Consider the following 12,354-nt stretch of genomic DNA (forward strand, 5'->3'; position numbering starts at 1 on the left):
CATGGGCGAGAAGCTGATCGGCCCTGTCGGGATTGCCGGCCGGGCCCGGGTCCGGCCTACCACGGAGACGCGGTGAACCTGTTCGGCATCGACCTGCTCTACTCGGCCTCGGGCCTCGCGGTTGGCATCCTGGTCGGCCTGACCGGGGTCGGCGGCGGCTCGCTCATGACGCCGCTCCTGGTGCTGCTGTTCGGCATCCACCCCGCAACGGCGGTCGGGACGGACCTGCTCTACGCCTCGATCACCAAGGCCGCCGGCACCGCGATGCATGGCTTCAACCGGACGGTCGATTGGCGCGTCACCGGCCAATTGGCGCTCGGCAGCCTGCCGGCCGCGCTCGCGACGCTGGCGATCCTCGCCTGGGTCGGGCAGAGCCGCGACACCTCCCGCATCATCTCGGTCGCCCTCGGCTACGCGCTGATCGCCACCGCCGCGAGCTTCCTCGGCCGCCGCTGGATCCTCGCCGCCGCGGAAGCGCGCCGGGCCAGCCGCGAGGATCCCTCCCGCACGGCCCTGCTGACGGTCGCGACCGGGGCGGCGATCGGCTGCATGGTCTCGCTCTCGTCGGTCGGCGCCGGCGCGCTCGGCATCACGGCGCTGATCCTGCTCTACCCGACCCTTCCGCTCGCCCGCATCGTCGGCTCCGACATCGCCCATGCGGTGCCGCTGACGCTCGCCGCCGGCATCGGCCACTGGGCGATCGGCGGGGTGGATTGGGCCCTGCTCGGCGCCCTGCTGACCGGCTCGATCCCCGGCATCCTGATCGGCAGCCACCTCGCCCCGCGCATGCCGGAGGCCGTCCTGCGCGGGACGCTCGCGACGGTGCTCGCCGTCGTCGGGGCGAAGCTGATCCTGAGCTGAGCCGCCGGCCGCTCAGTTCGGCTTGCCGCCGTTCCTCAGGCTGGCCGGATCGAAGTGGTACCGGGTGTTGCAGAACTCGCAGGTCACCACGATCTCGCCGTCGACCGTCATGTCGGCCACCTCCTCGGCGGTGAACTGGTCGAGCATGCCCGTGACGGCCTCCCGCGTGCAGCGGCAGCGATCCTGCAGCGGCTGCGGCTCGAAGACCCGCACCCCGCGCTCGTGGAAGAGCCGGTAGAGCAGCCGCTCCGAGGAGACCTCCGGGTCGATCAGCTCGACGTCCTCGACCGTCTCGGCGAGCGACCGGGCCTCCACCCAGGCGTCGTCGTCATCCGGCGCCTCCGGTCGGGACACGCCCTCCGGCACGTCGCCCGGATCGAGGTCGCGCCGGCGGATGCGGTCCTGCGAATCCGGCAGGAACTGCACGAGCAGGCCCCCGGCCCGCCAGGCGTGGCGGGGGCCGCGGCCCGGATCGCGCGTCAGGATCTCGGCCACCGCCAGCCGCACGCGGGTCGGTATCTGTTCCGACTGCGCGAAATAGGCGTGCGCGACCTCCTCGAGGCTCGACCCGTCGAGCGCGACCACGCCCTGGTAGCGGTTCATGTCCGGCCCCTGATCGACCGTCATGGCGAGGTGCCCGGTGCCGAGCAGCGCGGCCGTGCTGGCCCGGCCCGCCGCCTCGAGCGCCGCCACCTTTTCGGCGTCGAAGGTCGCGCAGGCGCGCACCCGGTCGGGCGTCATGTAGTCCACCACCAGCATCGAGACCGGCCCGTCCGTGCGCGTCTGCAGGATGAAGCGGCCTTCGAACTTCAGCGAGGAGCCGAGCAGGCAGGTGAGCGCGATCGCCTCGCCGAGGAGCTGCGAGACGGGCTTCGGATAGTCGTGCCGGTCCAGGATGGAATCGACCGCCGGACCGAGCCGGACGACGCGCCCGCGCACGTCCAGGGCCTGGACCGCGAAAGGCAGAACGGTGTCGTCCGAGCCCGCCTGCGGAGGGCGGGATGCGAGGGTCGCGTCGGTCATGGGTTTCGGCAATCCTGTCGCGAACCGGTGGCCCGCGCCGAAGGCGGTCCCGGTTCCGGGAAGACGGGCGGGCCGGCGCGCCGGCCCGCGGAAGACCGCTATATAGGGTGCCGGGCGCCGGATGGTAGTCCGGGCGGGGGTGGCCCGCGCCGCCCGGCTCGGCCGGTCAGCCGCCGATTCCGCCCATCACCCAGGCGAGAATGCCCTTCTGCGCGTGCAGGCGGTTCTCCGCCTCGTCGAAGACGACCGACTGCGGCCCGTCGATCACCTCCTCGGTGACCTCCTCGTCCCGATGCGCGGGCAGGCAATGCATGAAGATGGCGTCCGACCTCGCCGCCGCCATCAGGCGCCCGTTCACCTGGTAGGGCTTCAGCAGGTTGTGTCGGCGCTCGCTCTCGTCGTCGCCCATCGACACCCAGGTGTCGGTCACCACGCAGTCCGCCCCGTCCACGGCCTCGAAGGCGTCCGCGCTGAGGTGCACGCTGGCGCCGTTCTTGCGCGCCCAGTTGACGATCTCCATGCGCGGGGCGAGCTCGGGCGGCGTCGCGATGCGCAGGTTGAACTCGAAGCGCGCGGCCGCGTGGATCCACGACGCCAGCACGTTGTTGGTGTCCCCCGTCCAGGCCACGGTCCGGCCCTTGATCGGCCCGCGGTGCTCCTCGAAGGTCATCACGTCGGCCATCAGCTGGCACGGGTGGGAGACCTTGGTCAGGCCGTTGATCACCGGCACCGTCGCGTTCCGGGCGAGCTCGGTCAGCGCCTGGTGGTCGAGGATGCGGATCACGATGGCGTCCACGTAGCGCGACAGCACCTTGGCGGTGTCGCCGATCGTCTCGCCGCGGCCGAGCTGCATCTCCTCGCCCGTCAGCATGATGGTCTGCCCGCCGAGCTCGCGCATGCCCACGTCGAAGGATACGCGCGTGCGCGTCGACGGTCGCTCGAAGATCATGGCGAGGACCTTGCCGGCGAGCGGCCCGACGCCCGGATGAGCGCCGTTGCGCAAGGACTTGAGCCGCCGGCTCTCGTCCAGGATCGTCCGGAGATCCGCGGGGCTGACGTCGGTCAGGTCTAGGAAATCCCGCTTCTTGGTCGACGCGGTCACGCGGCGGCTCCCTTCTGCTCCTGGTCCCGGGCCACGAGGTCGGCCGCCGCGGCCTCCGCCCTGGCCACGGCTTCGTCGATCTCGGCCTCGGTGAGGGTGAGCGGCGGCAGGAACCGGACGACGTTGTCGCCCGCGCCGACGCAGAGAAGCTTGCGCGCGCGCATGGCCGCGACCAGGTCGCCCGCCGGCTTGCGGCACTTCAGGCCGATCATCAGCCCTTCGCCGCGCACCGTCTCGAAGACGGCCGGGTAGGTATCGACCAGGCGCGCGAGCTTCTGCTTGAGGCGCAGCCCCTTGTCGCGCACGGATTCCAGGAACGCCGGGTCGGCCACGATGTCGATCACCGTGCCGGCCGCCGCCATGGCGAGCAGGTTGCCGCCGAAGGTCGAGCCGTGGGTGCCGGCCGTCATGCCGCTCGCCGCATCCTCGGTCGCCAGGCAGGCGCCGAGCGGGAAACCGCCGCCGATGCCCTTGGCGAGCGCCATCACGTCGGGCGTGATACCCGCCCATTCGTGCGCGAAGAGCTTGCCGGTGCGGCCCATGCCGGTCTGCACCTCGTCGAAGATGAGGAGCAGGCCGTGCTCGTCGCAGAGCTCGCGCAGGCCGCGCAGGCACTGCGGCGGGATCGGCCGGACGCCGCTCTCCCCCTGGATCGGCTCGACCAGGATGGCGGCCGTCTCGGGGCCGATGGCGGCCTTCAGGGCCTCGTGGTCGCCGAACGGCACCTGGTCGAAGCCGCCCGCCTTCGGGCCGAAGCCCTCCAGGTACTTCTCCTGGCCGCCGGCCGCCAGCGTCGCCAGCGTCCGCCCGTGGAAGGCGCCCTCCACCGTGATGATGCGCACCCGCTCCGGCCGGCCCTTGACGAAATGCCACCGGCGCGCCGTCTTGATCGCGCACTCCATCGCCTCCGCGCCGGAGTTGCAGAAGAAGACGCGGTCCGCGAAGGACAGGTCGACCAGCTTCTGCGCGACCGCCTCCTGCTCCGGGATCTGGAAGATGTTGGAGACGTGCCAGAGCTTCTCGGCCTGCCGCTTCAAGGCCTCGACCAGCTTCGGATGCGCGTGCCCGAGCGCGTTCACCGCGACCCCGCCCATCAGGTCGAGGTAGGCCTCGCCCTCTCGGGTGTAGAGCCACGCGCCCTCGCCTCGCTCGAACGCCACGTCGGCCCGGGCGAAGGTGGCGTAGAGCGGGGAACCGGTCATGGCTCGATCCTCGGCTGGCGCGGGCGGGGCCGGAGGATCGGGTCCGACGGCCCACCGCGCGGGTTGACGCGACGGGGGCGCCCGGCGTGGCGGAAGCCGCCGCCCGGGCGGGGCGGCCACAACCGCCCCTGAAAACGAAACGTGCCGCCTCGGCGGGCGGCACGCTTGGTTTGACTCAATAATGGCGAATTCTGCCGCGATCTGTCAACGCGCCGGGCCGGGCCCGGGGCGGCGGGATTTGCGATTCCGTCATTGTGCATATGTGGCCGATCGGACTCAGCTGGGGAAAACATACCGTCGATCCCCGCTTGGAGTCCTCCAGCCCGTTGATGGCGAGTCTAGGGGTGGTGTAGGTTAATCATAGTTTAACACGATATCTCGCGCGGACAGACAAGGTCACGCCGAGAGTCTCCTGTCACAGCGTCTTTCGAACGGGCGCGGGCGAGAGCCCGAGGCCGAACGGATTCGCATTCCCCTGCGGCTCGAAACGAGATCGAGGAGCGGCGATGATTTCCTGGACGGACGAACGGGTCGAATTGCTGAAGAAGCTGTGGGCCGATGGGCTCAGCGCGAGCCAGATCGCGGCCGAGCTCGGCGGCGTGACCCGCAACGCCGTGATCGGCAAGGTGCACCGGCTCGGGCTTTCCGGCCGCGCCAAGGCTCCGGCCCCGCAGGCCGCCCAGCGTCCGAAGAAGGCGGTCCCGGCCGTCCCAGCCGCGCGTCCTCAGCGCCCCGCGGCCGGTCCGATCAGCATCGGCGCCACCGCGCTGAAGTCCGAGATCATGCCGGTCGCCCGCCCGCAGCCGGTCGCCGCGCCGCGGATCTTCACGCTCGCGGACGCCCCGCTCGTCGAGAACGCGTCGATCCTCCAGCTGACCGAGCAGACCTGCAAGTGGCCGGTCGGCGACCCCGGCCAGGACAGCTTCCACTTCTGCGCCCGCCGCTCCGAGGCCGGCATCCCCTACTGTGGCTACCACTCCCGGATCGCCTACCAGCCGGTCTCCGACCGCCGCCGCGACCGCCGGGTCGGCGTCGCCTGAGATCCCGGCCGGACCCGTCCGGGTTCGGCCGGTTCCCGCGTGTGTTGCGTCCGCGTTCCTCCCGAAACTCACGACTTCGGAGCCGCGTCCGCGATCGGATGCGGCTCCCTTTTGTCGAGGGCCTCGAGCCTCACCGTGAAGGTCGCGCCCTGGCCGAGCACGCTCGCGATGCCGAGCCGGCCGCGATGGCGGGCGAGGATGTGCTTGACGATGGCCAGGCCGAGCCCGGTCCCCTGCTTCTCGCGGCTCGATACGATGTCGGCCCGGTAGAAGCGCTCCGTCAACCGCGGCAGGTGCTCCGGCGCGATGCCCGGCCCGTGGTCCGCGACCGCCACTGTCCAGACGGGCGGCTCGTCCCCGGCCGGCCCCTCCCGCCCGCCGCGGACCTCGACCGTCTTGCCGGAGCCGCCGTACTTGATCGCGTTCTCGATCAGGTTCGAGAAGACCTGCACAAGCTCGTCACGGTCGCCCAGCGTCGGCATGGGCCGGTCGAGACCGTCGAACGCCAGCGTCACCCCCGTCTCCGCCGCGAGCGGGCCGAGGCTGTCCCCCACGTGGCGCACCAGCTCGCCGAGATCGACGGGCGTGTCCGGCCGCACATGCGCCTTCATCTCGATCCTGGACAACGACAGGAGATCGTCGATCAGCCGCCGCATGCGGCGCGCCTGCTCGGCCATCACGGCGAGAAAGCGCTCCCGCGCCGCCGGATCGTTGCGCGCCGGACCCTGCAGGGTCTCGATGAAGCCCGACAGCGCGGCGAGCGGGGTGCGCAGCTCGTGGCTCGCGTTGGCGACGAAGTCGACCCGCATCCGCTCCGCCCGCCGCCGCTCCGTCTCGTCCTCGATGACCACGAGCACGAAGTCCGGCGGCCGCCCGTCCTGCTCCGGGTCGGGCGGGTGCCGGATCGGGCTGAGATGCGCCTCGAGCCAGCGCTCGGTCGGGATGCGCTCCGACCAGGCGACGGAATCCGGCTCGCCGTCCGCGAGCGCCCGCGCGATCGCGTCGTTCAGCACGGTCACTCTCAGGAGGAACGACAGGGGATCGCCGGGCGGCAGGGTCCCGAACCGGGCGGCGGCGGCCCGGTTCATGAAGCGCACCCGGCTTTCGCGGTCGATCAGGAAGCAGGGGTCCGCCAGCCCCTCCGCGATCGCCCGCATGCCGGCGTCGGGCCATGGACCGCCGCGCCGCTCGGGCCGCGGACCGATCCGCGCGGTCTCCGGCCGGACGCCGCCTGCCCATGCGGCCAGGAGGATCGCGCCGCCGCCGATGACCGCCGCCCAGACCGGCACCGCGAAGCCGGCGACGAGCGCCGCCATGACCAGGACGGCCGCCGCCGCGATCAGGCTCAGGCCGGGCCACCGCGCCCCCGGTCGCTCCCTATGCTCCCCCGCCTGCTCGGACACCTGCGCCTCCGCTTCCCCGCGCCGTCGCGCCCCTGATAGCATGCACCGGATTCGGGAGGATCGGGCACGATGGGCAAGAACGGTTCCAAGAACAAGAAATCCAAGAACGACGACGATCGGAAGTCGGACGCCGGTCTCCCGGAGGCCGCGCCGGACGGCCCCTTCGATCTCGACGATCCCGTCCTGCCGCGCTGGGTCCAGGCCCGCTCCTTCCGGTCCGGCGGCTACCCCCATGCCGAGCCGCTCGACGACGACGACTACGAGGGGCCGCTGATCCGCCTGCAGATCGAGCTGGTCAAGCTGCAGCAATGGACCATCCGGGCGGGCGAGCGGGTGGTGATCGTGTTCGAGGGCCGCGACGCCGCCGGCAAGGGCGGTACCATCGGGGCGTTCCGCGAGTACATGAGCCCGCGCCAGACCCGCATCGTCGCGCTCCCCAAGCCCACCGAGGTCGAGAAGGGCCAGTGGTACTTCCAGCGCTACGTCGAGCACATGCCGACGCGCGGCGAGATCGTCATGTTCGACCGGTCCTGGTACAACCGCGCCGGGGTCGAGAAGGTGATGGGCTTTTGTACCCCCGAGCAGACTGAGCAGTTCCTCAAGGAGGTGCCGCGGTTCGAGGACATGCTGGTTGACGAAGGCATCAACCTCGTCAAGTTCTACATCGATGTCGGCTGGGAGATGCAGCTGAAGCGCTTCCACGACCGGCGCCACAACCCGCTCAAGGTCTGGAAGGTCTCACCCATCGACTACGCCGCCGTTCAGAAATACGACGAATACACCACCGCCCGAGACCGCATGCTGGAGATGACCCACAGCGACCACGCGCCCTGGACGGTCCTGCTCGGCAACGACAAGAAGCGCCTGCGCCTCAACGCGCTCCGCCACGTCCTCATGCGCTTCGACTATCCGGACAAGGACCGCAAGGCGATCGGCGACATCGACGAGAAGATCTGGGGCCACGGACCGGGCCTGCTGCACACGCTGGACACCCGCCCGGTCAACGGCGCGAGCCCCGGGACGGTTACAAAATCCGGTTGACGGGGTGCGGCGCGGGCGTCATCCCTCCGCTCGCGTCGTGATCCGGCCGGAGGTCCCATGAGCGTGGTTCCCGTCGACATCCTCGCCTTCGGCGAGCCGATGATCGAGTTCAACGACACCGGCAAGGATCGCCTGTGGCTCTCGGGCTTCGGCGGCGACACCTCCAACGCCGCCATCGCGGCCGCGCGGCTCGGCGCCCGCGTCGGCTACTTCACGGCGCTCGGCCCCGACGCCTTCGGGCAGGCCTTCCGCGATCTCTGGGCGCGCGAGGGCGTCGACGCCTCCACGGTGATCACCGACCCGGCCGCCCACACCGCCGTCTACTTCGTCACCCACGGCCCGGACGGCCATGCCTTCTCGTACCTGCGCGCCGGCTCCGCGGCGAGCCGGGTGAAGCCCGCCGACCTCCCCGCCGACGCGATCGCGGCAGCCAAGGTGCTGCACGTCTCCGCCATCAGCCAGGCCATCTCGCCGACTGCCTGCGACGCCGTCTTCGCGGCCATCCGCATCGCCCGCGAGGCCGGCGCGAAGGTCTCGTACGACACCAACCTGCGGCTCCGGCTCTGGCCGCTCGACCGGGCCCGCGCGGTGATCGAGGCGACCGCCGCGCTCTCCCACATCCTGCTGCCCGGACTCGACGACGCCCGGCTCCTGACCGGCCTCGAGGATCCCGACGCCATCTGCGACCACTATCTCGCCAAGGGCGTCGAGATCGTCGCCCTGACGCTCGGCAAGGACGGCTCGCTCGTCGCCACCCCCGAGCGGCGCGAGCGCATCCCGCCGATCGCCTGCCGGGCCGTCGACGCCACCGGCGCCGGCGACGCCTTCGACGGCGGCTTCCTGACCGAATGGCTGCAGTCCGGCGATCCCTTCCGGGCCGGACGCTTCGCCAACGTGGTCGCCGGCCTGTCGACCGAGGGCTACGGGGCCGTCGAGCCCCTCCCGCGCCGGGACGCCGCGCTCGCCCGCCTCGGCGGCTGAGCGCCCGTGCCGGCCGGCCGCCCGACCGTCTTCCTGGACGTCTCCCGGCTCCTGTCGCGCGCCGGCCGCGAGAACGCCACGGGCATCGACCGGGTCGAACTCGCCTATGTCCGCCGCCTCCTCGCCGCGGATCTCGACACCCGCCTGGTCGCCGTCGGCAGGACCGCCGTCCGGGTCGTCGACAAGGCCAGGGCCCTCGCCGCGATCGGGCGGCTCGACCGTCACTGGTCCGGAGTCCCGGCAGCCGATGCGCCCCTGGAGCCCCGCCTCGCCCGTTTCCTGGCCGGCGCTCCCGCCGAGCCCCACCTGCCGCCGCCCGCCCCGGGCCTCGCCCGCCGGCTTTGGACGGACCTCGCCCTGTCCGGCGCAGACCCCGACGCCGCCGCCATCCGGCGCGCCCTCGCCCTCGGGCGCGGTCCGACCGTGTCCGAGGCCGCCCGCGCCGCAGGGCCCGCCGTCTACCTCAACGTCTCGCACCACCACCTCGAGAAGCCCTGGGTCCTCCGGTCCCTGGGCGGCCTGCGGCGCACGGTCTTCGTCCACGACGTGATCCCCATCGATTTCCCCGAATTCTCCCGGGCCGGGGACGCCGACAAGCACCGGCGCCGCATGGCGAGCGTGGCGGCGGACGCCGACCTCGTCCTGGTCAACTCGGCGCACACCCGCGACCGGGTCGGCGCCGTCCTGTCCGGGCTCGGCCGCGCCGCGGGCGGGATCGCCGTCGCCCCGCTCGGGATCGACCTCGCCCCGCTCGCCGCAGCCGGGGTGCCCCCCACGGCCGCGCACCCCTACTTCCTCGCCGTCGGCACCATCGAGGCGCGCAAGAACCACCTGACCCTCCTCGCCGCCTGGCGCATGCTGGTCGCCCGTCACGGCCCCGCCGCCCCGCGCCTCGTCGTCGTGGGCCGCCGCGGCTGGGAGGTCGAGCAGGTAATCGACAGCCTGGAGCGCTCGGATCTGCTGCGGCCGGTCGTCTGCGAGGCGGGCCCCGTCGACGATGCCGCCCTGCGGCGACTGATCGCCGGCGCCCGCGCGCTCCTGATGCCGTCGCTGGCGGAAGGCTTCGGCCTGCCGGTCGCCGAGGCGCTCGCCGCCGGCGTCCCGGTCCTCGCCTCCGACATACCCGCCCACCGCGAGGTCGGAGCCGGGGTGCCGGACTTCCTCGACCCGCTGGACACCGCCGCCTGGGCGGGCGCGGTCGAGCTCTACGCGACGCCCGACGCCCCGGCGCGCCGCGCCCAGCTGTCCCGCCTCGCCGGCTGGCGGCCGCCGACCTGGGAGGCCCACTTCGCCGCGGTCGCATCCCTGTTGAAACTGCCGATCTGATGGGCGGATGCAGGGCTGCTGCCGCCTCTCTCGCCTTGCGGCCCTGCCGCCGCTCGGAATAATGGTGAGGAGGAGACGGCAGCCCCTTGGTCGACACGAATCTCACCATTCTGGTCATCGACGAGAACCCGGTCCGGAGCGCCATCCTGGAGGACGGGCTGCGCGAGGCCGGATACACGAACGTCGTGCGCCTGGACACCACGCAGGAACTGCTCCGCCGGGTCTTCGCCATCGACCCGGACGTGATCCTGATCGACCTCGCCAACCCGAGCCGGGACGTGCTGGAGCAGATGTTCCAGGTGTCCCGGACCGTGAAGCGGCCGGTGGCGATGTTCGTCGACCAGTCCGACACCGCCATGATCGAGGCCTCCGTGGACGCCGGCGTCTCGGCCTACATCGTCGACGGCCTGCGCAAGGAGCGGGTGAAGCCGATCCTCGACATGACCGTCTCGCGCTTCAACGCCTTCGACCGCCTCGCCCGCGAGCTGGAGGCCGCCCGCACGGAGCTGGCCGAGCGCAAGGTGATCGAGCGCGCCAAGGGCATCCTCATGAAGAACCGCGGCATTGCCGAGGAGGAGGCCTACGCGCTCCTCCGCAAGACCGCGATGAACGAGAAGAAGAAGCTCGTGGAGATCGCGCAGAGCGTGGTGACCGCCGCGCAGCTCCTCGGCTGACCGACATCGAAGGGACGAGCGTGCCGAACACCGGACTGGAGCGCGAAGCCGCCGCGGCGCTGATCGGCGGCGGGCCGACTGCGGGAGACCGGCTGAGGGTCGGCTTCATCCCGCTGGTCGACTGCGCGCCGCTGCTCGTCGCCCACGAACGCGGCTTCGCGGCCGCCGAGGGGCTGGACCTCGACCTCGTGCGCGAGACCTCCTGGGCCAATATCCGCGACCGCATCGTGCTCGGCCATTTCGACGCCGCCCACATGCTGGCGCCCATGACCATCGCGGCGAACCTGGCGCTCGGCCACCTGAAGGCGCCGGTCGTCACCCCCTTCGTGCTCAACCTCGGCGGCAACGCCGTGGCCGTCTCGACCGCCGTGCACACCCGCATGCGCGAGGGCGGCGGCGCCGTCTCGCTCGCCGACCCTGCCGCCACCGGGGCCGCGCTCGCCCGCGCCATCCGGGCCGGGGCGGCCCGGGGCGAGGCGCCCCTGACGCTGGCGATGGTGTATCCCTTCTCGGGCCAGAACTACGAGCTCCGCCACTGGCTCGCCGCCGCGGGCGTCGACCCCGACCGGGACGTTCGGCTCGTCGTCGTCCCGCCGCCCTTCATGGTGGATGCGCTGACGGCGGGCCAGGTCGACGGCTTCTGCGTCGGCGCGCCCTGGCCGAGCCTGTCGGTCGACGCCGGCGTCGGCTGTCTGGTCGCGACCAAGTCGGCGATCCTGCCGAAGAGCCCCGAGAAGGTGGTCGGCGTGCGCGAGAGCTGGGCCGAGCGCCACCCCGATCGCCTCGCCCGTCTCGTGCGCGCGCTCGACCGTGCCGCCGCCTGGTGCGACGACCCGGCGAACCACGAGGACCTCGCCGCCATCCTGGCGCGCCCCGGCTACCTGGGCGTTCCCGCCGAGATCGTGATGCGCAGCCTCTCGGGCCTCCTCAGGACAGAGCAGGGCGGAGCCGCCGTGCACGCCCCGGACTACATCATCTTCCACCGTGGCGGCGCCAACCGCCCCGAGGCCGCGCACGCGCTCTGGCTCGCCACCCAGATGCTGCGCTGGGGTCAGGCGGCCGACCCGGACGCCGCCTATGCGGCCGCCCGCCGGAGCTTCCGCGCGGACCTCTACGACGCCGCCCTGGGGCGCGGGGCCGCCGAGCCCGTCACCGGCCTCACCCCCTTCGACGGCCTCCGCTTCGACGCCGCCGACCCGGCCGCCTATCTCGCCGCCCTGCCGCGGCCGCCTGGACCCGCCGCCGCCCCCGGCGACGACTGACCTCCGCCGAAGGCCGGCCTTCCGGTACGGCGTCGCGCCGTGCTAAGCGGCCGTCAGCCTCGCGGGAATCGGCCCGCGGCCCTCGCCCGGTCCCGGACATGCTGCGCGCGCCCGCCCTCCTCCTCATCGCCCTCGCGGCGACCTTGCCGGCCCGCGCCGATGCGCCCGACGCCGAGCTGGCGCGCCTCTACCGCCTTGCGCTTTCGGCCGAGATGTGCGGATTCGCCGTCACGCCCAAGCAGGCCGAGGCGATCGGCAAAGCCATGGACAAGCGCATCGCCGCCCTGAAGCTCAGCGACGAGGCGGCCGACAAGCTTTACCAGGAGATCGAGGCGGGGATGGACGGGGAGGGCTGGGACGGCCTCTGCACCAAGGGCGGGGCCTGGGAGAAGACCTACCAGGCCGAAGTCCGCAAGTTCGGCAGGTAGCGCTCCTACGG

The 12,354-nt window shown here is 72.3% G+C and carries 12 protein-coding genes; 8 read left to right on the top strand and 4 right to left on the bottom strand.

What is annotated here, in order from left to right; all coding sequences use genetic code 11:
- The first annotated feature begins 72 nt into the window (after positions 1-72).
- Entirely contained in the window at positions 73-861 is a 789-nt protein-coding gene (locus WBG79_RS02305; RefSeq protein WP_337355495.1) for a sulfite exporter TauE/SafE family protein, read from the top strand.
- Positions 862-873: 12 nt separating this feature from the next.
- Here WBG79_RS02305 and WBG79_RS02310 read toward each other — a convergent pair whose 3' ends face one another.
- The 3 genes from WBG79_RS02310 to WBG79_RS02320 all read right to left on the bottom strand — a co-directional run bounded on the left by WBG79_RS02310 (position 874) and on the right by WBG79_RS02320 (position 4,188).
- A complete protein-coding gene (locus WBG79_RS02310; protein WP_337355496.1) occupies positions 874-1,884 on the bottom strand; it encodes an Hsp33 family molecular chaperone in 1,011 nt (336 codons plus the stop codon).
- A 166-nt stretch (positions 1,885-2,050) separates the two neighbouring features.
- Positions 2,051-2,986 carry an ornithine carbamoyltransferase gene (gene argF / locus WBG79_RS02315; protein WP_337355497.1) on the bottom strand — a complete coding sequence of 312 codons (936 nt, stop codon included), beginning with the start codon at positions 2,984-2,986 and terminating at the stop codon, positions 2,051-2,053.
- Positions 2,983-4,188: an aspartate aminotransferase family protein gene (locus tag WBG79_RS02320; RefSeq protein ID WP_337355498.1), complete on the bottom strand. Its 1,206-nt coding sequence runs from the start codon at positions 4,186-4,188 to the stop codon at positions 2,983-2,985. The genes argF and WBG79_RS02320 overlap by 4 nt, the downstream gene beginning before the upstream one ends.
- A gap of 509 nt (positions 4,189-4,697) precedes the next feature.
- Between WBG79_RS02320 and WBG79_RS02325 the strand changes: the two genes are divergently transcribed.
- Complete coding sequence (locus WBG79_RS02325) at positions 4,698-5,228, top strand: GcrA family cell cycle regulator (protein ID WP_337357872.1); 531 nt, start codon at positions 4,698-4,700, stop codon at positions 5,226-5,228.
- A gap of 68 nt (positions 5,229-5,296) precedes the next feature.
- Here the strand turns inward: WBG79_RS02325 and WBG79_RS02330 are convergent, their stop codons facing one another.
- A complete protein-coding gene (locus tag WBG79_RS02330; protein WP_337355499.1) occupies positions 5,297-6,631 on the bottom strand; it encodes an ATP-binding protein in 1,335 nt (444 codons plus the stop codon).
- Positions 6,632-6,700: 69 nt separating this feature from the next.
- Between WBG79_RS02330 and ppk2 the strand changes: the two genes are divergently transcribed.
- The 6 genes from ppk2 to WBG79_RS02360 all read left to right on the top strand — a co-directional run bounded on the left by ppk2 (position 6,701) and on the right by WBG79_RS02360 (position 12,343).
- Complete coding sequence (gene ppk2, locus WBG79_RS02335) at positions 6,701-7,672, top strand: polyphosphate kinase 2 (protein WP_337355500.1); 972 nt, start codon at positions 6,701-6,703, stop codon at positions 7,670-7,672.
- 57 nt (positions 7,673-7,729) lie between these two features.
- A complete protein-coding gene (locus WBG79_RS02340; RefSeq protein ID WP_337355501.1) occupies positions 7,730-8,653 on the top strand; it encodes a sugar kinase in 924 nt (307 codons plus the stop codon).
- A 6-nt stretch (positions 8,654-8,659) separates the two neighbouring features.
- The gene (locus WBG79_RS02345) at positions 8,660-9,979 is read left to right on the top strand and encodes a glycosyltransferase family 4 protein (protein ID WP_337355502.1); all 1,320 of its coding nucleotides are present in this window, start codon (positions 8,660-8,662) and stop codon (positions 9,977-9,979) included.
- An 86-nt stretch (positions 9,980-10,065) separates the two neighbouring features.
- Complete coding sequence (locus tag WBG79_RS02350) at positions 10,066-10,653, top strand: ANTAR domain-containing response regulator (protein WP_337355503.1); 588 nt, start codon at positions 10,066-10,068, stop codon at positions 10,651-10,653.
- 20 nt (positions 10,654-10,673) lie between these two features.
- Positions 10,674-11,915, top strand: coding sequence for a CmpA/NrtA family ABC transporter substrate-binding protein (locus tag WBG79_RS02355; protein ID WP_337355504.1), 1,242 nt, complete (start codon positions 10,674-10,676; stop codon positions 11,913-11,915).
- Between the two features lie 98 nt (positions 11,916-12,013).
- Positions 12,014-12,343, top strand: a complete 330-nt coding sequence (locus tag WBG79_RS02360) for a hypothetical protein (RefSeq protein ID WP_337355505.1) — start codon at positions 12,014-12,016, stop codon at positions 12,341-12,343.
- Positions 12,344-12,354: the final 11 nt, after the last annotated feature.

The organism is Prosthecomicrobium sp. N25 (assembly GCF_037203705.1).
Lineage (GTDB): Bacteria > Pseudomonadota > Alphaproteobacteria > Rhizobiales > Ancalomicrobiaceae > Prosthecodimorpha.